Origin of the sequence: Chenggangzhangella methanolivorans, assembly GCF_019797865.1 — a bacterium.
GTDB lineage: Bacteria > Pseudomonadota > Alphaproteobacteria > Rhizobiales > Methylopilaceae > Methylopila > Methylopila methanolivorans.
The window spans coordinates 5,255,794-5,277,937 of record NZ_CP081869.1; the positions used below are offsets into that span (position 1 = coordinate 5,255,794).

Annotated in this window: 16 protein-coding genes and 6 pseudogenes; 14 read left to right on the forward strand and 8 right to left on the reverse strand. The window is 68.1% G+C overall.

What is annotated here, in order from left to right:
- The first annotated feature begins 274 nt into the window (after positions 1 to 274).
- A complete protein-coding gene (gene recO / locus K6K41_RS27700) occupies positions 275 to 1,006 on the forward strand; it encodes a DNA repair protein RecO (protein ID WP_261403194.1) in 732 nt (243 codons plus the stop codon).
- 8 nt (positions 1,007 to 1,014) lie between these two features.
- On the opposite strand, the pseudogene K6K41_RS27705 reads toward recO, so the two are convergent.
- Positions 1,015 to 2,030, reverse strand: a pseudogene (locus K6K41_RS27705) (LLM class flavin-dependent oxidoreductase).
- Positions 2,031 to 2,223: 193 nt separating this feature from the next.
- On the opposite strand from K6K41_RS27705, the gene K6K41_RS27710 reads away from it, so the two are divergent.
- The 3 genes and pseudogenes from K6K41_RS27710 (at position 2,224) to K6K41_RS27720 (ending at position 5,665) form a co-directional block, all read left to right on the forward strand.
- Positions 2,224 to 2,493, forward strand: a complete 270-nt coding sequence (locus K6K41_RS27710; RefSeq protein WP_261403195.1) for a hypothetical protein — start codon at positions 2,224 to 2,226, stop codon at positions 2,491 to 2,493.
- A 103-nt stretch (positions 2,494 to 2,596) separates the two neighbouring features.
- Positions 2,597 to 4,839: pseudogene (gene parC, locus K6K41_RS27715) on the forward strand (DNA topoisomerase IV subunit A).
- A 52-nt stretch (positions 4,840 to 4,891) separates the two neighbouring features.
- Complete coding sequence (locus K6K41_RS27720) at positions 4,892 to 5,665, forward strand: choice-of-anchor tandem repeat GloVer-containing protein (RefSeq protein WP_261403196.1); 774 nt, start codon at positions 4,892 to 4,894, stop codon at positions 5,663 to 5,665.
- Positions 5,666 to 5,684: 19 nt separating this feature from the next.
- Here K6K41_RS27720 and K6K41_RS27725 read toward each other — a convergent pair whose 3' ends face one another.
- On the reverse strand, positions 5,685 to 6,437 hold the full coding sequence (locus K6K41_RS27725) for an arginyltransferase (RefSeq protein WP_261403197.1): 753 nt from the start codon (positions 6,435 to 6,437) through the stop codon (positions 5,685 to 5,687).
- Between the two features lie 86 nt (positions 6,438 to 6,523).
- Positions 6,524 to 7,171, reverse strand: coding sequence for an RDD family protein (locus K6K41_RS29900; protein ID WP_315855250.1), 648 nt, complete (start codon positions 7,169 to 7,171; stop codon positions 6,524 to 6,526).
- On the opposite strand from K6K41_RS29900, the gene K6K41_RS27735 reads away from it, so the two are divergent.
- Both K6K41_RS27735 and K6K41_RS27740 read left to right on the forward strand, forming a co-directional pair.
- Entirely contained in the window at positions 7,163 to 7,561 is a 399-nt protein-coding gene (locus K6K41_RS27735; RefSeq protein ID WP_261403198.1) for a hypothetical protein, read from the forward strand. The two genes, K6K41_RS29900 and K6K41_RS27735, sit on opposite strands and share 9 nt — an antisense overlap.
- Before the next feature lie 288 nt (positions 7,562 to 7,849).
- Positions 7,850 to 8,529: pseudogene (locus K6K41_RS27740) on the forward strand (glutathione S-transferase N-terminal domain-containing protein).
- A 76-nt stretch (positions 8,530 to 8,605) separates the two neighbouring features.
- Here the strand turns inward: K6K41_RS27740 and K6K41_RS27750 are convergent.
- Positions 8,606 to 9,610 (reverse strand): zinc-dependent alcohol dehydrogenase family protein, encoded by a 1,005-nt coding sequence (locus K6K41_RS27750; protein ID WP_261403201.1) that lies wholly within the window; start codon positions 9,608 to 9,610, stop codon positions 8,606 to 8,608.
- Positions 9,611 to 9,717: 107 nt separating this feature from the next.
- Between K6K41_RS27750 and K6K41_RS27755 the strand changes: the two genes are divergently transcribed.
- The 4 genes from K6K41_RS27755 (at position 9,718) to K6K41_RS27770 (ending at position 12,343) form a co-directional block, all read left to right on the forward strand.
- Positions 9,718 to 10,110: a winged helix-turn-helix transcriptional regulator gene (locus K6K41_RS27755; RefSeq protein ID WP_261403202.1), complete on the forward strand. Its 393-nt coding sequence runs from the start codon at positions 9,718 to 9,720 to the stop codon at positions 10,108 to 10,110.
- A gap of 114 nt (positions 10,111 to 10,224) precedes the next feature.
- On the forward strand, positions 10,225 to 10,647 hold the full coding sequence (gene ndk, locus K6K41_RS27760) for a nucleoside-diphosphate kinase (protein ID WP_261403203.1): 423 nt from the start codon (positions 10,225 to 10,227) through the stop codon (positions 10,645 to 10,647).
- A 223-nt stretch (positions 10,648 to 10,870) separates the two neighbouring features.
- On the forward strand, positions 10,871 to 11,527 hold the full coding sequence (locus K6K41_RS27765; RefSeq protein WP_428978555.1) for a TerC family protein: 657 nt from the start codon (positions 10,871 to 10,873) through the stop codon (positions 11,525 to 11,527).
- 48 nt (positions 11,528 to 11,575) lie between these two features.
- On the forward strand, positions 11,576 to 12,343 hold the full coding sequence (locus K6K41_RS27770) for a TerC family protein (protein ID WP_261403205.1): 768 nt from the start codon (positions 11,576 to 11,578) through the stop codon (positions 12,341 to 12,343).
- A 124-nt stretch (positions 12,344 to 12,467) separates the two neighbouring features.
- Here the strand turns inward: K6K41_RS27770 and K6K41_RS27775 are convergent.
- The 3 genes and pseudogenes from K6K41_RS27775 to purM form a co-directional block, all read right to left on the reverse strand.
- A pseudogene (locus K6K41_RS27775) lies at positions 12,468 to 12,921 on the reverse strand (cupin domain-containing protein).
- Positions 12,922 to 12,994: 73 nt separating this feature from the next.
- A complete protein-coding gene (gene purN / locus K6K41_RS27780) occupies positions 12,995 to 13,618 on the reverse strand; it encodes a phosphoribosylglycinamide formyltransferase (RefSeq protein ID WP_261403206.1) in 624 nt (207 codons plus the stop codon).
- A 2-nt stretch (positions 13,619 to 13,620) separates the two neighbouring features.
- Positions 13,621 to 14,700 (reverse strand): phosphoribosylformylglycinamidine cyclo-ligase, encoded by a 1,080-nt coding sequence (gene purM / locus K6K41_RS27785; protein WP_261403207.1) that lies wholly within the window; start codon positions 14,698 to 14,700, stop codon positions 13,621 to 13,623.
- Between the two features lie 266 nt (positions 14,701 to 14,966).
- On the opposite strand from purM, the pseudogene K6K41_RS27790 reads away from it, so the two are divergent.
- The 4 genes and pseudogenes from K6K41_RS27790 (at position 14,967) to ppx (ending at position 20,668) form a co-directional block, all read left to right on the forward strand.
- A pseudogene (locus tag K6K41_RS27790) lies at positions 14,967 to 16,132 on the forward strand (AI-2E family transporter).
- Between the two features lie 3 nt (positions 16,133 to 16,135).
- Complete coding sequence (locus tag K6K41_RS27795; RefSeq protein WP_261403208.1) at positions 16,136 to 16,822, forward strand: P-loop NTPase family protein; 687 nt, start codon at positions 16,136 to 16,138, stop codon at positions 16,820 to 16,822.
- A gap of 96 nt (positions 16,823 to 16,918) precedes the next feature.
- Entirely contained in the window at positions 16,919 to 19,117 is a 2,199-nt protein-coding gene (locus K6K41_RS27800; protein WP_261405850.1) for an RNA degradosome polyphosphate kinase, read from the forward strand.
- 55 nt (positions 19,118 to 19,172) lie between these two features.
- Positions 19,173 to 20,668, forward strand: a pseudogene (ppx, locus tag K6K41_RS27805) (exopolyphosphatase).
- Positions 20,669 to 20,853: 185 nt separating this feature from the next.
- On the opposite strand, the gene rnd reads toward ppx, so the two are convergent.
- Entirely contained in the window at positions 20,854 to 22,104 is a 1,251-nt protein-coding gene (rnd, locus tag K6K41_RS27810) for a ribonuclease D (RefSeq protein ID WP_378148820.1), read from the reverse strand.
- Between the last annotated feature and the right edge of the window lie 40 nt (positions 22,105 to 22,144).

Here is a 22,144-nt window from a genome sequence, read left to right on the forward strand (position 1 = left end):
GTTCGAGGGCGTGAATGACCCCGGCCGGGTTAAATGTCCCTAAATCGCCACCCCGTTGTTTTTGCTGTGCTTAAGAGAGAATTGTTGGTCGAATGACGAGCATAAGTCTTCGTTCACCACCAGACTTACGGATGCGTCAGGCCTGACCGAGCTGTTCGGTCGGGATGGCCTCACCGTCGTTCCGGCCGAAGCGCAGCGAAGAGCCGGAATGAGGGGCAGGGGCTCTGCGCGCTCTCCGCGTGACGTCGCGCCCGCGCGGCGCCATCTTCTGCTCATGCAATGGACCGATGACGGACTGATCCTCGGGGTGCGGCGCCACGGGGAAACCTCCGTGACGCTCGAGCTGTTCACGCGCGAGCATGGTCGCCATCTCGGCCTCGTTCGGGGCGGGCGTTCGAAAAGACTGCGGCCGACGCTTCAGCCCGGCAACACGGTGCGGGCGACATGGCGCGCGCGGCTCGACGACCATCTTGGCGCCTTCGTGGTCGAGCCGCTCGCCTCGCGGGCCGGGCGGCTGATGGAGCGCGCCGAGGCGCTGCACGGCGTCGGCCATCTCGCCGGCCTGCTGCGGCTGCTCGCCGAGCGCGATCCTCACGCAGCGCTTTACGAGACCGCCGAGATCGTCGCCGACCATCTCGACGATCCGGAAGCGGCGCCTGCGTTGCTGGTGCGCCTCGAGCTCGCCGTGCTGGAGGAACTCGGCTTCGGACTTGATCTCACGGCTTGCGCGGCGACTGGCGAAACCGACGACCTCGCCTATGTTTCGCCGAAATCCGGCCGAGCGGTCGGCCGGGAAGCCGGCGCGCCTTACGCGCAACGCCTGTTCGCGCTGCCGCCTTTTCTGCTCGCGCGCGGACCCAACGCCTCGCCGACGCCCGATGACGTCGCGGCGGGTTTCGCGCTCACCGGCTTTTTTCTCAACGCCCATGTCTGGGAGCCGCGCGGCATGAAACCGCCGGACGCGCGCGCGGCGCTGCTCGCAAGCTTCGCCAAGCGGGCGGTCTGAGGCCAGACTCAGCCGCAGGCCGCAAGCTTCGGCGCGGTTCTCATGCCCGAGACCTCCGCGACGATCTCGTAGGAGCGCTTGCGCGCCTCGTGGTCCCAGATCGCGGCCGCGACGATGAACTCGTCCGCGCCCGTGCGCTCGGCGAGCTCTTCGAGCCCGCGTCGGACGGTCTCCGGAGATCCGACCACCGAGCAGGCGAGCATGGAGGAGGCCTGCATCTTCTCGCGCGGGCTCCAGAAGGCGTCGATGTCGTCGATCGGCGGCGGAAGCTTGCCGCGGGTCCCCCGGAACATGCGGGTGAAGCTCTGCTGCGCCGAAGTGAACAGCCGCCGCGCCTCCTCATCGGTCTCTGCCGCGCGATCACGTTGACGCCGACGGCGGCGTAGGACGCGCCGAGCTGCTGTGAAGGCTGGAACCGCGCGCGATAGATCTCGAGCGCGGGATCGAGGGCGTCCGGCGCGAAATGCGAGGCGAAGGCGTAAGGCAGGCCAAGCGCCGCGGCGAGCTGCGCGCCGAAGAGGCTGGAGCCAAGGATCCAGAGCGGCACCTCCGTCCCGGAGCCCGGCACGGCCTGCACCTTCTGGGTTTCGCCCGCCGGGGCGAGCAGCGCCTGAAGCTCCAGAACGTCCTGCGGAAACGTGTCGGCGGCGTTCGGATCGCGCCTCAGCGCGCGCAGCGTCATCTGGTCGGTGCCCGGCGCTCGGCCGAGGCCGAGGTCGATGCGGCCCGGAAACAGGGTCTCGAGCGTGCCGAACTGCTCGGCGATCACGAGCGGCGAGTGGTTGGGCAGCATCACGCCGCCGGCGCCGACCCGGATCGAGGTCGTGCCCGCCGCCACATGCGCGATGGCGACCGCAGTCGCGGCGCTCGCGATGCCCACCATGTTGTGGTGTTCGGCGAGCCAGAACCGCCTGTAGCCGAGCGCCTCTGCGCGCTGTGCGAGATCTCGCGACCGGTGGAGCGCGACGGCGGCGTCGCCGCCCTCGGGAATGAAGGCGAGGTCGAGGACGGAAAGAACGGGCATGGGGCTTCTCGCCTCCTGTCGGTCTGGCGTCACGGGAGGTCGGCGCGCAAAGCCGCCCGCGCAAGGGCCTCGGGCGCAAAGCTCCTTTGCGCGAGGGGCCGCATCGGAACGATATCCCAGTTCTGGCCATTGAGACCGCGAGAGGCGAACGAGACGGCTTCGGCCGTCGGACGACCCGAACAGGGAGAGCCCGATGAAGACCTCGATCCTGACCCTTTGCGCGACCATCGCCGCGCTGGCGCTCGCGAGCGCGGCGCAGGCCGACGAGATCGTGACCAGGTCGACCACGAGCGGCGTCTATTCCGCGCCGGTCGCCGGCGCGACCCCGCAGGCGCGCGACCATCCGGCGCCCGACACCACCATGCGCGAAGTTCACAAGAAGACCACGGTGGAGCATGTCCCGGGCGAAACGACCGTGATCCGCCAGGGCGGTTCGGTCGACGCCGAGGGCGCCGGCCGCTGAGCCGATCTCAGAAAGCCCAAACCGTCAATGAGCCGGGCGTTCCCCACAGGCGGAACGCCCGGCTTTTCTTGAAGCGAATCGGATCCCGGCCTAACGAGATGCGATGAGCGAACTCGCGCCTCCGCCCGAAGACGGCGTCTTGCCGGTCGACCTCCGGTCGGCGCTGGAGGAGCGCTATCTCGCTTACGCGCTCTCCACCATCACGCAGCGCGCCCTGCCGGACGTCCGCGACGGGCTGAAGCCGGTGCATCGCCGGGTTCTCTGGGCGATGCGGGAGCTGAAGCTCGACCCGGCTCGGCCTTCAAGAAATGCGCGCGCGTCGTCGGCGACGTCATCGGCAAGTACCATCCGCACGGCGACCAGTCGGTCTATGACGCGATGGTGCGCCTTGCGCAGGACTTCGCGCAGCGCTGGCCGCTGGTGGAGGGGCAGGGCAACTTCGGCAACGTCGACGGCGATAACGCCGCGGCCATGCGCTACACCGAGGCGCGCCTCACCGAGGTCGCGCGCCTGCTGCTCGACGGGCTCGACGAGAACGCGGTCGATTTCCGCCCAACCTATGACGGCTCGGAAGAAGAGCCGATCGTCCTGCCCGGCGCCTTCCCGAACCTGCTCGCGAACGGCTCCCAGGGCATCGCGGTCGGCATGGCGACCGCCGTGCCGCCCCACAACGTGTTCGAGCTGGTCGAGGCCGCCCGGGTTCTCCTCGCCGATCCGAGCGCCGAGACCGAAGCGTTGCTCGGCCACGTGAAGGGCCCGGACTTCCCGACCGGCGGCGTGATCGTCGACAGCGCGTCGGTCATCGCCGAAAGCTACCGCACCGGCCGCGGCTCGTTCCGCACCCGAGCGCGCTGGTCGGTCGAGGACCTTGGCCGCGGCACATGGGTGGCGGTCGTCACCGAGATCCCGTGGCTCGTGCCGAAGAGCCGGCTCGTCGAGCGCATCGCCGAGCTCATCAACGACCGCAAGCTTCCGCTCGTGGTCGACGTGCGCGACGAGTCGACCGAGGACATCCGCCTGGTGATCGAGCGGGCGCGCCAGGTCGATCCGGTCGTGATGATGGAGAGCGTGTTCAAGCTCACGGAGCTCGAGACCCGCATCCCGATCAACATGAACGTGCTGGTGCGCGGCACGACGCCTGTTGTGCTCGGTCTCAAGGACGCGCTCCGTCACTGGCTCGACCATCGCCGCGAGGTCATCCAGCGCCGCGCCCAGCACCGGCTCGACGCCATCGTGCGCAGGCTCGAAATTCTCGACGGCCTGCTGATCGCCTTCCTCAACATCGACGAGGTGATCCGGATCGTCCGCCAGGCCGACGACCCCAAGGCGGACCTCATCGCGGCCTTCGACCTGACCGAGCTTCAGGCCGACTCGATCCTCAACATGCGCCTGCGGTCGCTCGCCAAGCTCGAAGAGATCGAGATCAGGCGCGAGCACGAGAAGCTCACCAAGGAGGGCGAGGACTTGCGCGCTGCTCGGCTCCGAGCGGAAGCAGTGGAACCGCGTCGGCAAGGAGCTCGACGCGCTCGCCAAGTCCTTCGGACCTGACACGCCACGCCGCTGGGCAAGCGCAGGACGACCTTCGAGGCGCCGCCCTCGGCGACGGCCGCCGACGTCGCAGACGCCTTCGTCGAGCGCGAGCCGATCACCGTGGTGGTGTCTGAAAAAGGCTGGATCCGCGCGCTCAAGGGCCATGTGGCCGACGTCTCGAACCTGTCGTTCAAGGCCGACGACAAGCTCAAGCTCTCGTTTCCGACCGAGACCACGGCGAAGCTCCTCGTCGTCACGTCGAACGGCAAGGTCTACACGCTCGACGCCTCGAAGCTCCCCGGCGGACGAGGCAACGGCGAGCCGATCCGCTTGATGGCGGACATCGACGACGGCGCCGAGGTGGTGGACGTCTTCGCGCACAAGGCCGCAAGAAAGCGCCTCGTGGTGACGACCGGCGCGCGCGGCTTCTTGGTGGGCGAGGACCAGCTCCTGTCCTCCACCCGCAAGGGCAGGCAGGTGGCGAACCTCGAGACCGGCGCCACCGTGCTGAAGTTCGCGGAGGCGTCAGGCGACACGGTCGCGATCGTGGGCGAGAACAGGAAGCTTCTGCTGTTCCCGATCGGCCAGGTGGCCGAGATGGCGCGCGGTTCGGGCGTTCGCCTCCAGCGCTACAAGGATGGCGGCGTCTCCGACGCCAAGGTCTTCGCGCTCGCCGAAGGACTGAGCTTCACCACGAATGGCGGCGTCGCGCGGCTCGTGAAGGGCGAGGAGCTGCGCGACTGGCTCGGCAACCGCGCCGAGGCGGGCAGGCTCCCTCCCCACGGGTTCCCGAAGTCGAACCGGTTCACCGGCTGACGGGTTCAATTTCGGCTAAGAAGTCGTCGGCGGACAATCTTCTCGCCCGACGTTGTGCGGGTCGCCCTCGACGAACCTTCTGCTCGCGCCCGACGGATCGCTGTTCGGGACGACGGAAGGGGGCGGCCCGTCGAACTGCGGCCTCGTGTTTCAGCTGAAGCCTCAGAAGAGCGGCGCGCTGCCCTGGAAGTTCAAGACGCTCGCGACCTTCGCCTCCGAAGTCGGCTGCACGCCGCGGTCCGCGCTTACGCGCGACGACGCTGGAAATCTCTACGGCGCGCTTTTCACGGGCGGGGCCGCCAATCTCGGGGCGGCCTATATGCTCAGGCCGACGTCCGGCGGCTCATACAAGCTCAAGACGCTGAAGTCCTTCAGCGACCCGAACCAGGTCGGGTCGCCCATCGGCGACATCGCGCTCGATGGGGTTGGAGCCGTGATCGGCGCGGCGCGCAACGGCGGCGCGGACGGTTGCGGCGGCGTTTATCGCCTGGCGCCTCCGTCGGGGAGCGGAAAGAAATGGAAGTTCCAGAAGGTTCGTAAGCTCGCCGGCGGCGGGGAGGGATGCTTTCCGCTCGGCGTGGCGCGCGATGCGGGGAGCGGGGCGCTCGCCGTGACGACGTATCAGGGCGGCGTGTTCAACGTCGGCGCTCTGCTTGAACTCACGCCGCGCGCCTCAGGGCCTGCGGACTATCGTCTTCGGCTGCGGGAGAGCTTCGGGCCGAGCTACAACTATCCGCAAGGGTCGCCCGTCTGGGGGCCGGATGGAGAGGTCTACGGCTCCACGACGGACGCGATCGCGATCTGGCGCTCCTCGCCGGCGCCGTAAGCGGCGCAGATCCGACAGCCTACTCGCCCTCGCGCAGCGTCCAGCCGGTCGGTCCGAGATATTCTTGCGGGCGGAAGCGGCGCTTGTAGTCCATCTTCGGCGAGCCATCGACCCAGTAGCCAAGATAGAGGTAGGGCAGTCCGAGCGCCCTCGCGCGCTCGATGTGGTCGAGGATCACATGCGTGCCGAGGCCGCGCTCGCGCTGGGCGGGATCGTAGAAGGAATAGACCAGCGACAGCCCATCCGAGAGCCGGTCGACGAGCGCGACCGCGAGAAGCGGACCTGCGCCCCGGCCGTTGATCGCTGTGTCGGGGCCGCGGCGGCGATACTCGACGAGGCCGGTGCGCACATGGCTGTCCTCCACCATGGTGGCGTAGTCGAGCACCGTCATGTCGGCCATGCCGCCGTCGGAATGGCGGCTGTCGAGATAGGCGCGGAACAGCGAATACTGCTCCGACGTCGGCGTCGCGCCGATCTCGGCGCGCACGAGGTCGCGGTTGACCGCGCGGTTCCGCCGGAACGCCTTGGTGGGCGCGAACTCGGCCACCCGCACCCGGACCGACACGCAGGCCCGGCAGCTTTCGCAAGCCGGCCGATAGGCGATCGTCTGGCTGCGGCGGAACCCGCCATGCGTCAGCAGATCGTTGAGGGTCGCGGCCTCTTCGCCGACAAGGTGCGTGAACACCTTTCTCTCGAACTGGCCCTTGAGGTAGGGACAGGGCGAGGGCGCGGTCAGATAGAACTGCGGCGTGTCGCGCGAATGAGCGGTCAAGGCGTCGTCCAGCCGAGCGCCGCGGTCCCGCCCGCGACGCAGCGTCGATCAGGATATCAGCGCTTCGCCGCCCGGCAAGCGGCGCGTCAGCGCCGCCCTTCGAGCGTTCCGCGATCCACGAACAGCGTGCCGAGCACGAGGTCGTGCAGCAACTGCTTGCGACGCGTGAACAGTCCGACCGCAAGGATGAGCGGCGTCAGGAAGGTGATCGAGACGTAGAGGAACACGACATGGGCGGCGGCGATGACGAAGCCGGGCTTCGCGCCGTGCCACAGACGGCAGGTGAGGCCAGTGAGCCGCATGCCCCAGGTCGCGGCTCTGTCGCCGCCGAGCGTCGCGCCCGAATAGAGAATCGCGACCGCCGGGAAGACGCCGCCGAACAGAAGCCACGCAGGCCGAACGTCAGAAAGCCCAGCATCAGGATGACGCCGCTCGCCACGAAGGTCAGCAGGCAGACCATCACGAAGTCCACGCAGAAGGCGAGGATGCGCCGGCTGAGCACGCCCTCGTAGAGCCGCGGCTCCACCAGCGGGTCGAAGACCTCGCGGGGCGGCTGGGCTGCGGGATAGAGCGGGGCAGAGGTCGTCATGTTTCGGCTTCGGCTCCAGTCGGTCGCGCGAGGCGTCGCGCGTCAGAAAATCTGGTGCGGCTCGAGCCTTCGCGCAAGGCGCGCAATTGACGGGGAGCCGCGCCGGATTGATCGTCGCGCGACGAGGGAGGCCGCGATGCTGGATCGAAGGGCGGCGCTGACAGGCGGGGCGGCGTTGGCGCTCGGCGCCTCGCTCGCGCCGGCCGTGCGCGCCGCGGCGATCGGTCCGCGAGAGATCGAGCTCGTGCTGCGCCTCGAGCCGCCGATGACGCTTGGCGGGGCGGGCGCCGACATTCCGCTTCCCTCCGCCGCCACCGCGATGCGCGTCGCGGGCGATGCGGTCCGCGTCCGTAGGACCGCCGACGGAATTTCGGCGGCCTGGGCCGGCGGCGCGCTTTCGCCCTGGATCGAGATCACGATCCGCATGCCCGCACCCTCTGGGAACGATGCGTTCGCGCCGCCTGCTCCGCAGGTGCGCGCCGCCGCCGGCCCGCTCGAACCGTCGGACTATCGATGGTCGGTCCTTCGGCGCTGACGCGAGGCGCGCGAGGAGGAGGGTTCAGCGCTACGCCTCGACGCGTATCAGTTTCTCGGGGTTGCGCGTCACGTAGATCGCGACGACGCGCTCGTCCTCGGCTTCGAAGGGGTCGAGACGCGCGGTCATGGGAGAAATCCTCGTTCGAGATGACTGACGAGGACATGACGAGGCGGCGGGATCCGGCGTGACGTGACGGAGCGAGAAACTTCGGCCTCGCCTTCGGCTCGTCTGGCATGCCAGAGTGCGCGCCAAGAAGATTGAGCAAAAACGATCCGGAGGACGCTGATGAACGCCCATGTCTACGACCTGACGCTCGCGGACGGCCGTCGCCTGAGCCCCTATTGCTGGGCCGCCAAGCTTGCGCTCGCGCACAAGGGCGTGGCGTTCGAGACGACCGCGGCGCGCTTCGTCGACATTCCGAACATTCGCGGCGGCGGCTTCAAGACCGTGCCGGTGGTGGAGCTCGGCGACGAGGTGGTGGGCGACTCCTTCGAACTCGCGCTGAAGCTGGAGCGCGATTTCCCGGACCGGCTGACGCTGTTCGCCGGCGATGGCGGCGTGGCGCTCAGCCGTTTCGTCGGCGCGCACGCCGCATACCTACTCGGCAAGATGTCGCGCGCCATGGTGCTGGCGATCCATGACGGTCTCGACGCCGAGACGCAGGCCTACTTCCGGACCTCGCGCGAAAAGATGTTCCGGCGACCGCTCGAGGAGGTGGCGGCGAACCGGAACATTCGATCGCGTCCGCCCGCGAGGCCATGACGCCGATCAAGATCCTGCTGCGGCAGCAGCCGTTCCTCGGCGGCGACGAACCGCTGTTCGCCGACATGCTGATCGCGGGCCTCTTCCAGTGGGCGCGGGTCGTGGGCGCGGTCGATTATCTCGACGGCGAGGACAAGCTCGCCGCCTGGTTCTCCCGGCTGGAGGATCGCTACGGCGAGACGCTGGCGAAAACCCGGGGGTAAGGTCAGGCGATCCGCCTGATCGGCCCTCCTGAAGACGGCGGCGTTCCGGGAAGAGCCCGCCGTCCCATCGCTCCATCTATCGCGGCTGTGGAAGCCTGACGGTCTCTCCCACGACATCGATCGCCAGCTTGCCTCGAAGCCCGCGGGCGCCTCCGCTTTCGAGCACGTCGTGCGCTTCGCCGATCCGAGCCAGAGGCAGCACGGCGCCGACGACAGGTCGGATCAGGCCGCGTTCGACCAGGTTCGTCAGCGCGTCGAGTTTGCCCCGGTTCTGCCGGGTGAAGACGAAATGGTAGGCGGCGTTCTTGCCCCACGCCTCGATCAGGTTCTGCGGCTGTGCGATATCGACGATGCTGACGACCCGTCCGGCGTCCGCGAGGACGAGCGCGCTTCTCGTCAGGGCGTCGCCGCCAATCGTGTCGAACACGACGTTCACGCCATGCCCGTTGGTCAGTTCCGCCACGGCCGAGACGTAGTCGTCGGACGTGTGGTCGATCGCCTCGTCGGCTCCAAGCGAACGCACGAACTCATGGTTGCTGCGGCGCGCCGTGGTGATGACCCGCGCGCCCATCGCTTTGGCGACCTGGATCGCGATCGTGCCGACGCCGCCAGCTCCGCCGTGGATCAGAATGGTCTCATGGACGGCGAGCTGGGCGCGGGTCACCAAGGCTTCCCAGACCGTGCCTCCGACCAGCGTCAGGCTGGCGGCCTCCAGATGGGTGATGTTGCGCGGCTTGCGGGCGACCAGATCGACATCGGCGACGTGCTGCTCCGCATAGGAGCCGGGGCCGCCGAAGATCTTGGGCGTGTAGTAGACCTCGTCGCCTATCTCGAACTCGCTGACCGACGTCCCCGTCTCTTCCACGACGCCGGAAACGTCGTGACCGATGATGGCGGGGAGCGGCACATAGTCGGCGTAGTCGCCGCGTCGGATCTGATAATCCAGCGGGTTGAGGGCGGTGGCGTGAACCCGCACCCGGACCTGTCGAGGTCCGACTGGCGGCACGGCCACATCGCGCATCTCGAAAGCGTCGAAACCGCCGAACTTACTCAGGACGATCGCCTTCATGGTGTCGCTCATGCTCTTACCCTTTCAGTAGCCAAATGGAGGATAAGAGCTCACCTAGCGGGTACGCGCGATCTCCGTAATACGTACAAATTCTGCTCTAAGCACGAAAGGATACCGTCATGGCCAAACGGCGCCACTCCAGTTTCGACGACAATCCTGGTTGCGCTGTGGAGGCGGCGATCAGCTTGATCGACGGAAAATGGAAGTGCGTCGCGCTTTGGTATCTTCAGGAGAGAGGCGCGGTTCGCTTCAATGAATTGATGCGCCTGATGTCCGGGGTCACGCAGAGGACGCTGACCAATCAGTTGCGCGAGCTGGAAGCCGACGGACTGATCAATCGCGTCGTCTACGCTCAGGTGCCGCCCAAGGTCGAATACAGCCTGTCTGATCGGGGCCGGACATTCGTGCCGATCCTTTTGGCTCTCTCAGATTGGGGAGAAGCCAATATGGACCTGTTCCAGCAGTCCCAGACCGCGGCCTCGGAGCCAGCGCCGGTTCCGCGCGGCGTCTGAGACTTTCGCCCCGGGTAAGCGCGCGCTATAAGCCGCGCGCTTTCAACCCTTCGAAGCGTGAAGAGCGCGCGTCATGCCGACGCCGCCCGCGCCGCACAAGACAAGGCGTCCAAAATGGCCATCGAGCGCACCTTCTCCATCATCAAGCCCGACGCGACCCGCCGCAACATCACGGGCAAGGTGCTGTCCTATCTCGAGGCCGGCGGCCTGCGCGTCGTCGCCCAGAAGCGCATCCACATGACCAAGGAGCAGGCCGAGGGCTTCTACGCGGTCCACAAGGAGCGCCCGTTCTTCAACGACCTCGTCTCCTTCATGATCTCCGGCCCGGTCGTGGTCCAGGTGCTCGAAGGCGAAAACGCCGTGCTCAAGAACCGCGAGATCATGGGCGCGACCAACCCCGCCAACGCCGACGCCGGCACGATCCGCAAGGACTTCGCCGAGTCGATCGAGGCGAACTCGGTGCACGGTTCGGACGCGCCCGAGACCGCCAAGGAAGAGATCGCCTACTTCTTCAAGCCGGAAGAGATCGTCGGCTGAACGATAGAAGACGCCGCTTCCCCGATCTGCGGCATGCATGATACCAAGCGTGCGCCGGCCGGCGCACGCTTTCGTGAACGCCTCCCGGTCTCAAGCGCCGCGTCCGACGGCGCCCAACAACGGGGGAGGGGGCCATGGGTTTCGGCTCCGCTGAGTGGCTCGCGCTTGGCGGATCATCTGGATCAACGCGCTTCTGTCTGGCGACAACGCCGTCGTCATCGCGATGGCGTGCCGGTCGTTGCCGGCCAGGCAGCGAAAAATGGGCATGGTGGCGGGCGCTGGCGTCGCCATCGCGCTGCGCGTGCTGTTCACGCTCATCATCGTGCGCCTTCTGGGCGTGCCTTATCTCAAGATCCTCGGCGCGCTCGCGCTGCTCTACATCGCCGTCGATCTCGTAGGCCCGCAGGGCGCCGAGGACGAGCAGGGCGTGAAGAGCCACGAAAGCCTCTGGCGGGCGATCGCCACCATCGCGATCGCCGACGTGGTCATGAGCCTCGACAACGTCATCGCCATCGCGGGCGTCGCCGGAGACCACTTCGGTCTGCTTGTTCTCGGACTCGTGATCTCGGTTCCGATGATCGTCGCGGGCAGCGCCGTCATTTTGGCCATAATGGATAAGTTCCCGCTCATCGTGTGGGCGGGCGCGGCGCTGCTGGGCTATGTCGCAGGCGAAATGCTCGTGTCCGACAAGGCCTTGGAGGATCACTTCGGCGGCGAATACGTTTCACAGTTGGGAGACGACGGCGGCGCTCACGCTCGCGGTCGTGGTTCTGCTGGTCGGCTGGCTGGTGCGTCGGATGAAGGTCAGAAGCCGCGTCGAAGAACACGCGGGATGATCACGGTCTCGATATCGGATCCGGGGCCTGCTACCAAAGTGTAACGGCGGGCCCCCCTCTCTCGGAGGCGTCCCGCCTTCGGGAGGGACCTCATGGAATTCAATTTCGCGTTCGATCAGCCGGCGTTCTGGATCTCGTTGATGCAGATCATCTGGATCGACCTGCTGCTGTCGGGCGACAACGCCGTGGTCATCGCGCTCGCCTGCCGCAAGCTGCCGGCCGATCAGCGCAAGATGGGCATTCTGCTCGGCGCGGGCGCGGCCGTCGGCCTGCGAATCATCTTCGCCTTCTTCATCACCTTCCTGCTCGGCGTGCCCTTCCTGAAGATCGCCGGCGGCGTCCTTCTGTTCTGGATCGCCATCAAGCTCGCGACCGACGAGCATGAGGAGCACGCCGACGTCGAGGCCTCCTCGAACCTCTGGGGCGCGGTCCGCACCATCGCGATCGCCGACGCCGTGATGAGCCTCGACAACGTGGTGGCGATCGCCGCCGCCGCGAAGGGTCATCCCGAGCTCTTCATCTTCGGCCTGCTGCTGACGATCCCGCTGATCATCATGGGCTCGACGCTGCTCTCCACGATCCTCCAGAAGTACCCGTTCCTGGTCTGGCTCGGCGCGGCGCTGCTCGGCTGGATCGCGGGCGAGATGATCCTTGGCGACGTGCTGGTGGTCGGCTGGCTGCAGGGCTTCGACCCGGCGCTCGTGGTTCCGGATCCGGAGACGCAAGGGCAGTTCACCGCCGTGAAGTGGCTGCACTACGCCGCGGCCGCGGCCGGCGCCGCGATCGTCATCGCGCTCGCCTACTTCGTGAAGCGCAAGAAGCACGCGACCGCCGAAGGCACGATCCGCGACGCGTCGTGATCGCGGACTGACAAAAACAGGAAAGGGCGCGGAGCGATCCGCGCCCTTTTTCTTTTGGGGCGGGGCAAGCGAACCGGGCGCTTCGAAAAGCGAACCGCAGGAAGATCGCGGAGATCGACGCGCCTTAGGCGTAAGGCGTTCCGTCCTTGCGGCGGAACAGCCCGTCGGCGTTGGCGCTCATCATGTCGACGTCCGAACAGGTGATGACGTCGTCCGGGTTCCGCGAACCGACCTCGAGATAGACCGCGGTTCGGTCCGCGGTTGATCATGTGGTGGCCGTCTCCGGTCCCCTTCGGAAAGGCGACGCTGTCGCCGGCCCGAAGCAGGGTTTCGCCGCCGTCCTCGACCAGCGTCAGCTCGCCTTTGAGCACATGGACGAACTCATCCTCGCGGCTGTGCCAGTGCCGCTGGCTCGACCGGCCGCCGGGAGGAAGGCGCATGAGATTGACGCCGAAATCCGTCAGTCCGCCGGCGTCGCCGAGCCGGCGGCGGATCCGCGACGCGCAAGGCGCGGCGAACTCCTCAGGATAGCCGGAGCCTTTTTGCTCCGGGGCGTCGGCGAGGTCGATCTTGGGCATGGCGCGTCTCCGAGCCGACCGTGGTCGGCAGGCGAAGATAGCGCGAAGGGCTCGCGTGGCCCTTAGGGCCAGATCAGCGCCTCGGGAGCTTCGACCGCCCGGTCCCAGACCACGCGGTCTCCCGCGAGCCGGGCGCGGCGTCCGCCCAGGCTTTGAGCGCATGGACGTAGAGCTTGTGCTCGGCCTTCAGCACACGGGCCGCGAGCGCCGCCTCGTCGTCGCCGTCGAGCACCGGCGCCGCCGCCTGCGCCACGATCGGGCCGGCGTCCATTTCTGCGGTGACGAGATGCACCGTGCAGCCGTGGAGCCGGACCCCCGCCTCGAGCGCCCGGGCGTGGGTGTCCAATCCCTTGAAGCTCGGCAGCAGGGCAGGGTGGATGTTGAGCATCCGCCCCTCCCACTTCGAGATGAAGCCGGGCGTCAGCAGCCGCATGAAACCCGCCATGCAGATGATGTCGGGGCGGTGGCCGCGAAGCTCCGCGTCGAGCGCCTCGTCGAAGGCCTCGCGGGACGGAAACTTCTTGTGGTCGACGACCGCGGTCGCGATGCCGGCGCCCGCCGCGATGTCGAGCGCGCCTGCGGTCGGGCGGTTCGAGATCACGGCGACGATCTCGGCCGGAAAGCCCGGCTCCTTCGCGGCGTCGATGAGCGCCGCCATGTTGGAGCCGCGGCCCGAAACGAGGATCGCGACGCGCATCGTCAGAACCCGAGCGAGCCCGAGAACGTGACGGGCTCGTCTGCGGCCGAGATCGCCACGATCTCGCCGATGCGCGCGACCGTCTCGCCCTCGTCGGCGAGCTTCGCCACGATCGCCTCGGCCTGGTCGGCCGAAGCCACCACCACCATTCCGACGCCGCAGTTGAAGGTGCGCAGCATCTCGTGCTCGGCGACCCCGCCCGCCTGCGACAGCCATCCGAACACCGGCGGAGCCTTGATCGCGGACAGGTCGATCGCGGCCCCGAGGCCGTCGGGCAGCACGCGCGGAAGATTGTCGGGCAGGCCGCCGCCGGTGATATGGGCGAGCGCCTTGATCTCGAACCCGGCCTTCAACGCGGCGAGCAGCGGGCGGACATAGATCTTGGTAGCCTTCAGCAGCGCGCGCCCGAGGCTCTCGGCCGGCGCGAAGGGCGCGGCGTCCTCAAGCGACAGTCCCGAGCGCGCGACGATCCGGCGGACGAGCGAAAAGCCGTTCGAATGAACGCCCGACGATGCGAGGCCGAGCAGCACGTCGCCGTCCTTCACGTCGCGGCGCGGCAGCAGCTTGCCCCGTTCGGCCGCGCCGACCGCAAAGCCTGCAAGGTCGTACTCGCCGTCCGGATACATGCCCGGCATCTCGGCCGTCTCGCCGCCGATCAGGGCGCAGCCGGCCTCCATGCATCCTGTGGCGATGCCCTTGACGACCTCATAGGCGGTGTCGCCCGAGAGCTTTCCGCAGGCGAAATAGTCAAGGAAGAAGAGGGGTTCGGCGCCCTGCACCACGACGTCGTTGACCGACATCGCGACGAGGTCGACGCCGACCGTGTCATGGACGCCGGTGTCGAAGGCGAGCTTGAGCTTGGTGCCGACGCCGTCATTGGCGGCCACCAGCACGGGGTCGGCGAAGCCTGCGCCCTTGAGGTCGAACAATCCGCCGAAGCCGCCGATCTCGGCGTCCGCGCCGGGGCGACGGGTGGCCCGAACGAGCCCCTTCAGCCGTTCGACCAGCGCGTTGCCCGCATCGATGTCGACGCCGGCGTCCGCATAGGTGAGGCCGGCCGCGTCTTTGTCCTGTCCGGCCATTTCGGCTCCATTCGAAAACGTGCGCGACCCTTAGACCGCCGGGGCGTCTCGACGCAACCGACGCCGGCGGCGCGGGCCCCAGTCATCCACGGCGCAGCCGCCCATCCGCTCGACGCCTCGGACGTCCTCGTCCGGCCCGTTCTCCGGCAAGCCCGCCTTGACGCTCGCCTCGGCGGGCGCCTATCTCCAGGCATCGTCAGGCGTTTCGGCCGATGGCCCCCGGGCCCTGGCCGCCCGCGCCGGCAAACCGCAACGGGAGCAGGGCCATGACGCTGCAACGCCAGGCGCTGTTCTGGCTCTGCGCCTTCGCAGGGCTCATGCTGTTCCTCTATCTGTTCTCGAGCATCCTGCTGCCCTTCGTGGCTGGGCTCGCGCTCGCTTATCTGCTCGATCCGCTCGCTGATCGGTTGGAGCGCGTCGGCCTGCCGCGCGTCTGGGCGACGGTCGTCATCCTGATCGCCTTCGTGCTCGTGCTGGTCCTGGCGGTCATGCTGATCGTGCCGGTGCTCGGATCCCAGATTTCCGGGTTCGTCGAGCGCCTGCCCTCGACGGTGCAGCGGCTGCAGGAGCTGATCGCCGCGCAGAACGAGCAATGGCTCGGCCGAATGGTCGGGCAGGGCGTCGGGCAGCTCAAGTCCTCGATCGGCACGGTCGTGAGCCAGGGCGTGGACTGGCTGACGTCGTTCCTCGTCTCGCTGTGGAGCGGCGGGCAGGCGATGATCTCGCTGCTCAGCCTCCTCGTCGTCACCCCCGTCGTCGCCTTCTACATGCTGATCGACTGGGACCGGATGCTCGGTACGCTCGACGACTACGCGCCCGTCCGCCACAAGGACACGATCCGCCGGCTCGCCCGCGAGATGGACGAGGGGATTTCGGGCTTCGTGCGCGGGCAGGCGCTGGTGTGCCTCATCCTCGGCACGTTCTACGGCATCGCGCTGACGCTGGTCGGGCTCAACTTCGGCCTCGTCATCGGCCTCGGGGCCGGCTTCATCGGCTTCATTCCCTATGTCGGCTCGATCACGGGCCTGCTGGTTTCGGTCGGCGTCGCGATCGTGCAGTTCTGGCCGGACTGGACGATGGTGATGGTCGTGCTCGGCATCTTCGTGTTCGGTCAGTTTGTCGAAGGCAACATCCTCCAGCGCGCCTCGTCGGCCGGTCGGTCGGGCTCCATCCGGTGTGGCTGATGTTCGCCCTCGTCGCCTTCGGCTACCTGATGGGCTTCGTCGGCCTGCTGGTCGCGGTGCCGCTCGCGGCCGCCGTCGGCGTGCTCGCGCGGTTTGCTGTCGACCGCTATCTCCAGAGCGAATTCTACACCGGCGACACGCCGAACGAATTGCCGATGGGGCTTGCGGCCCGGCCGCTGCCCGGCCGCGGCGCGCCGCCGACGCTGCCGCCCAGCCAGAACGCGGGCGCGCCGCAGGCCGGCGCGTAACCCATGCCGCGCGAGGCTCCCCGGCAATATCCGCTCGCGCTGCCGGTCGAGCACAGGTTCGGGGCGGAGGACTATTTCGTCGCCGGCCCGAACCACGCCGCGCATGCGCTGGTGACCTCCTGGCCGCGATGGCCCGACCGGATCCTGCTGCTGGCGGGGCCCGAAGGGGCAGGCAAGAGCCATCTCGCCTCGATCTGGGCGGCGACGGCGGAAGCCGCGGCTGCTTCGAGCGCCGCGGACGCGCTCGACGCCCTGAGAGCCATGCCGGAGCGCCCGATCCTGCTCGACGACTGCGACGCGCCGGGCGCGGACGAGACTGCGCTGTTTCACCTGCTCAACGCCGTACGGGAGGCGAGGGGCGAGCTGCTTCTCACCGCGCGGAGCACGCCGACCCCGACGTGGCCGCGCCTCGCCGATCTCGCCTCGCGGCTTCGCGCTGTCCCGGTCGCGCGGCTCGAACCCGCCGACGACCAGATGGTGGCGGCGGTGCTCGTCAAGCTCATCGACGACAGACAGTTGCGCGTCGAGGCCGACGTGGTGGAATTTCTGGCGCTGCGGGCCGATCGTTCGATTGGCGCCGTCCGTGCGCTCGTCGAAGCTCTCGACCGCGAGTCGCTCGCGCGCGGTCGCGCGGTGGGTCGTGGATTGGCGGCGGACGTCATCGCCCGCATGCAGGAGGAAACCGACTAAATGGACGTTGCGAAGCCGTCACACGGCCGTCGTATAGAGCGCGCTCCCCGCCGCAAGCCCGCCCCCGCGGAGCCGAATGGGGAAGGAGCCGAAGAGATGAACGAGAACGTCCGCGTTCCGCCGCGCGCCGCCATCGCCGAGGTCGAGCTGAAGGCTCCCGAGGCTGAGAAGCCCGAAGTCGCGCCGGGCGATCCGTCCCGTTTCGTCAACCGTGAGGCGTCCTGGATCGGCTTCAATCGCCGGGTTCTCGAAGAGGCCTCCAACGCCAATCATCCGCTGCTCGAGCAGCTCCGCTTCCTGTCGATCTCGGCCAACAATCTCGACGAGTTCTTCATGGTTCGCGTCGCGGGCCTGCGCGCACAGTCGCGCACCGGCCTCACCACGGTGAGCCCCGATGGCCTCTCGCCCGCCGAGCAGATGGTGCGGATCGCCGAACTCGTCTCCTCGCTCGCCCGCGACCAGCAGGTGCGTTGGCTTGAGCTGCGCTCCCAGCTCGCCGACACCAAGATCTTTCTGGTCGAAGGCCCGCAGCTGACGAAGGCCGAGAAGGTCTGGCTCGAGGATCATTTCCTCAACTACGTCTTCCCGGTGCTGACGCCGCTCGCGGTCGATCCGGCGCATCCTTTCCCCTTCATCCCCAATCTCGGTTTCACGATCGCGCTGCAGCTCGCGCGCCAGTCGGACGGGCGCCCGCTCAACGCGCTCATCCGCATGCCGGCGCGCTTCGAGCGCTTCATCAAGCTGCCGGACGGCGGAAACGAAGGGACGCGGTTCATCAGCCTCGAGCAGGTGATCGGCCTGCACATCGGCAGACTGTTTCCCGGCTACACGGTGTCCGCCCAGGCGGCGTTCCGCATCATCCGCGACAGCGATCTCGAGGTCGAGGAAGAGGCCGAGGATCTCGTCCGCACCTTCGAGAGCGCCCTCAAGCGCCGTCGCCGCGGTTCCGTCATCCGGCTTGAGATCGAGAACACGATGCCGCCGGAGCTGCGCGCCTTCGTGATCGCGGCGCTCGCGGTGGCCGATGACGAGGTGTTCGTGGTCGACGGCGTTCTGGCGCTCGGAGACCTCAGCCAGATCGTCGGCGTCGACCGGCCGGACCTCAAGTTCAAGCCCTACAATCCGCGTTTCCCGGAGCGGATCCGCGAACAGGCCGGCGACGTCTTCGCGGCGATCCGCGAAAAGGACTTCATCGTCCACCACCCGTACGAGTCGTTCGACGCCGTCGTCCAGTTCCTGTTCCAGGCGGCGCGCGACCCGAACGTCGTCGCGATCAAGCAGACGCTCTACCGCACCTCGTCCGACAGCCCGATCGTCAAGGCGCTCGCCGAGGCGGCCGAAGCCGGCAAGTCGGTCACCGCGCTCGAGCTCAAGGCGCGCTTCGACGAGGAGGCGAACATCCGCTGGTCGCGCGACCTCGAGCGCGCCGGCGTGCAGGTCGTGTTCGGCTTCATCGAGCTGAAGACGCACTCCAAGCTCTCGCTCGTCGTGCGCCGCGAGGCCAGCGGGCTGCGGGCCTACTGCCATGTCGGCACCGGCAACTACCACCCGATCACGGCCAAGATCTACACCGACCTCTCGGTGTTCACGGACGATCCCGTCATCGGCCGCGACGTCGGGCGGCTGTTCAACTTCATCACCGGCTACGCCGAGCCCGACGAGCTCGAGTTGATGGCCGCTTCGCCCCACACGCTGCGCAAGCGCTTCATCCAGCATGTGCGCGAGGAGATCGAGCACGCCAAGGCAGGCCGGCCGGCCGCCATCTGGGGCAAGTGCAACAGCCTGGTGGACCCGGAGACGATCGACGCGCTCTACGAGGCGAGCCAGGCCGGCGTGCAGGTCGATTTCGTGGTCCGCGGCATGTGCTCGCTGCGTCCGGGCGTGCCGGGCCTTTCGGAGAACATCCGGGTGAAGTCGATCGTCGGCCGCTTCCTGGAGCACAGCCGGATCTACGCCTTCGGCAACGGCCATGGGCTTCCCTCGCCGCAGGCGCACGTCTATATCGCCTCGGCCGACCTGATGCAGCGGAACCTCGACCGGCGAGTCGAAGCGATGCTGCCGATCACCAACCCGACCGTCCACGAACAGGTTCTTGACCAGATCATGGTGGCGAACCTCAAGGACAACCAGCAAAGCTGGACCATCCTCCCCGACGGAACCTCGCGGCGCATCGCGCCGGCCGAAGGCGAGGAGCCGTTCAACGCGCATCAGTATTTCATGACCAATCCCAGCCTCTCCGGACGTGGAAAGTCGGTGAAGACCAGCTCGCCGCGTCGCCTGGCCAAACGTGGCTAAGTCCGGCCAGAAAGCAGAACCCGGCGCGGCCCTCGGCCGCGCCGACCGACCGCTTCTGCCGCCAGGCCGGCTTCCTTGCGGCCCGCCCGTCGCGATCGTGGACATCGGCTCGAACTCGGTGCGCCTCGTGGTCTACGAGGGCATTTCACGTTCGCCCACAGCGCTCTTCAACGAGAAGGAGCTCTGCGCGCTCGGCCGTTCGGTCGCCGTCACGGGCAAGCTCGCCGACGAGTCGGTCGCCAAGGCGATCTCGGCGCTGAAGCGCTTCCGCACGCTCGCCGACGGCATGAAAGTCGGAAAGGTCTACGTGCTCGCGACCGCCGCGGCCCGCGACGCCGAGAACGGCCCGGCTTTCCTGCAGGAGGCCGAGCGCATCTGCGGAGCGCCGGTCGAGCTGCTTTCAGGCAAGCGCGAGGCGCATCTCTCGGCGATGGGCGTCGTCTCGGGGTTCTTCCGTCCGGACGGCGTGACGGGCGATCTCGGCGGCGGCAGCCTCGAGCTCGTCGACGTCGCAAAGAAGCGCATCGCGGCCGGCGTCACCTATCCGCTCGGCGGCATCCGCCTGCAGGACGTCTCGGACCGCTCGATCAAGAAGGCCGGGTCGTCCGCGACGAACTCGAGAACTCCGCGCCGCTCGAAAGGCTGAAGGGGCGCACCTTCTACGCCGTCGGCGGCACGTGGCGGGCGCTCGCCCATCTCCACATGGTGCAGAAGCACTACGCGCTGCACGTGCTCCACGGCTACACGATCCCGGCCAAGGAGGCCCTCGAGTTCTGCCGGCTGGTCCGCCGCGTCGACCCGGACACGCTTCCGGCGATCGGCGTCGTCTCCTCGGACCGTCGCCCGCTGCTCGCATACGGCGCGCTGGTGCTCGAGCACATCATCCGGATCGGCAAGCCGACGGAGGTCGTGATGTCCGGCCTCGGCGTGCGCGAGGGGCTGCTTTACGAACTCCTCGACGACGAGGGCCGCCGCGAGGACGGGCTGATCAGCTCCGCGCGAGACCTCGGCTGGCTGCGCTCGCGCGCGCCGCGCCACGGCGACGACCTCCTGGAGTGGACCGACCGGCTGTTCCGCTCCGTCGATCTCGACGAGACCGCGGAGGAGCGCCGCTGGCGCCACGCCGCCTGCCACCTCTCCGACCTCGCCTGGCGCGCCCATCCTGACTATCGCGGCGAGCAGGCGCTCGACGTCATCGCCCACGCGGCGTTCACCGGCGTCGATCATCCGGGCCGCGCCTTCATGTCGCTTGCGATCTTCTACCGGCACATGGGGCTTCTGGACGACGAGGCCTCGCCCCGGATCCGCGAGATCGCATCGACGCGCATCCTCGACCGGGCGCGCACGCTCGGCGGGGCGATGCGGGTCGCGTTCCTCGTTTCGGCCGCAGTCCCCGGCATGCTGCCGCGCGCGCCGCTCGTCATGAAGCGCGACGTGCTGACGCTGAAACTGCCGTCCGAGCTCGGCGACCTCGCCAGCGACAAGCTCAGGAACCGGCTGAACAAGCTCGGCAAGCTGCTGGGAAAGCAGACCGCCATCGAGGCGATCTGAAGCGCTTGCCGAACGAGGCGCGCGAACCGCCTCGTCATGCCCGAGCCTTCGCTCGGGCATCTGAGACTTGGAACAGCGCCGGGTCCTTCGACCAAGTCGCAGGTACCCGGCTCCGCCGGGCATGACGCCTACGCAAGTCTCTCGTCAAATCAGCAAGGCCCGCCGGGCTTTGCTGCAGACGCTTTTCAGATCTCCTGCGTCGCCTGCTCTCCGCCGTTGCCGCCGCCGCCGCCACGACGGCCGCGGCTCCGCCTCGGCTTCGGCGCGGGCAGGGGGCCGTCCTCGCCGGGCTCGCGCTCGAGCGCCACGACCCGGCCTCGTTCGATCCCGAGCGCCAGCGTTCCGGCCTTGAGCTTCAGCGCCTGCTCGCCGAACAACTCGCGCCGCCAGCCCGAAAGCGCAGGAACGTCGGCGTCGTCGTCGGCCGAGATGCGTTCGAGGTCTTCGGTGTTGGCGAGCACCTTGGCGGCGACCGCATGCTTCTCGGCGATCATGCGCAGAAGCACCTTGAGGAGCTCGACAGTCGCCGGATTGCCGCCATTGCCGCGCTGGGCCTCGAGCGCGGGGAGGTCGGCGGGATCGCGCTTGAGGCCGCGCTCGACGGCTTCGAGAATCTCCTGCCCGGCCTTGGACCGTTCGTAGCCGCGAGGGAAGGCGCGCAGGGATCCGAGCGCCGCCACGTCGCGCGGCGCGCGCGTCGCGACCTCGACGATGGCGTCGTCCTTCAGCACGCGAGAACGCGGCACGTCGCGCCCCTGCGCCTCGCGCTCGCGCCAGGCCGCCACCTCGATCATCACGGCGAGGTCGCGCGGCTTGCGCAGCCGCGAGGCGAAGCGCCGCCAGGCGTCGTCGGGATGGGCCTCATAGGTCGCGGGCGAGGTCAGCACCTCCATCTCCTCGCTCACCCAATCGGCGCGGCCCCGCTTGTCGAGGTCGGCCGCGAGCTTCTCGTAGACGTCGCGCAGATGCGTGACGTCGGCGATCGCGTAGGTCACCTGCTCGTCGGAGAGCGGGCGGCGGCTCCAGTCTGTGAAGCGCGAGGACTTGTCGATCACGCCGCCGGTCGTGCGCGCGACCAGCTGGTCGTAGGAGATCGAGTCGCCGAAGCCGAGAACCATGGCGGCGACCTGCGTGTCGAACACGGGGTGCGGCACCTTGCCCGACAGGTGATGGAAGATCTCGATGTCCTGCCGGCCGGAGTGGAAGACCTTCAGGACGTTTCTGTCGTCCATGAGCTCGAACAAAGGCGTAAGGTCGATGCCCGGCGCGAGCGCGTCGACGACTTCGGGCCCCTCGGCGTCGGCGAGCTGCACGACGCAGAGCTTTGGCCAGAATGTGGTCTCGCGCAGGAACTCGGTGTCGACCGTGATGTAGGGCGCTTTCGCCAAGCGCGCGCAGACGGTCTTGAGGGCGTTCGTATCGGTGATCATCGTCAGGTCGCTATAGCGGGTTCGGCCCGCAGTGTCTTGGGAGAAG

Excerpts from the sequence above, each read along its gene's own strand:
- purM (WP_261403207.1), bottom strand. The coding sequence starts at position 14,700 with ATGGCCGGACAGGACAAAGACGCGGCCGGCCTCACCTATGCGGACGCC.
- K6K41_RS27710 (WP_261403195.1), top strand. The coding sequence starts at position 2,224 with ATGAAGACCTCGATCCTGACCCTTTGCGCGACCATCGCCGCGCTGGCG.
- K6K41_RS27750 (WP_261403201.1), bottom strand. The coding sequence starts at position 9,610 with ATGAGCGACACCATGAAGGCGATCGTCCTGAGTAAGTTCGGCGGTTTC.
- K6K41_RS27755 (WP_261403202.1), top strand. The coding sequence starts at position 9,718 with ATGGCCAAACGGCGCCACTCCAGTTTCGACGACAATCCTGGTTGCGCT.
- K6K41_RS27795 (WP_261403208.1), top strand. The coding sequence starts at position 16,136 with ATGCCGCGCGAGGCTCCCCGGCAATATCCGCTCGCGCTGCCGGTCGAG.
- K6K41_RS27800 (WP_261405850.1), top strand. The coding sequence starts at position 16,919 with ATGAACGAGAACGTCCGCGTTCCGCCGCGCGCCGCCATCGCCGAGGTC.
- K6K41_RS27770 (WP_261403205.1), top strand. The coding sequence starts at position 11,576 with ATGGAATTCAATTTCGCGTTCGATCAGCCGGCGTTCTGGATCTCGTTG.
- ndk (WP_261403203.1), top strand. The coding sequence starts at position 10,225 with ATGGCCATCGAGCGCACCTTCTCCATCATCAAGCCCGACGCGACCCGC.
- K6K41_RS27735 (WP_261403198.1), top strand. The coding sequence starts at position 7,163 with ATGCTGGATCGAAGGGCGGCGCTGACAGGCGGGGCGGCGTTGGCGCTC.
- recO (WP_261403194.1), top strand. The coding sequence starts at position 275 with ATGCAATGGACCGATGACGGACTGATCCTCGGGGTGCGGCGCCACGGG.
- K6K41_RS27765 (WP_428978555.1), top strand. The coding sequence starts at position 10,871 with ATGGCGTGCCGGTCGTTGCCGGCCAGGCAGCGAAAAATGGGCATGGTG.
- purN (WP_261403206.1), bottom strand. The coding sequence starts at position 13,618 with ATGCGCGTCGCGATCCTCGTTTCGGGCCGCGGCTCCAACATGGCGGCG.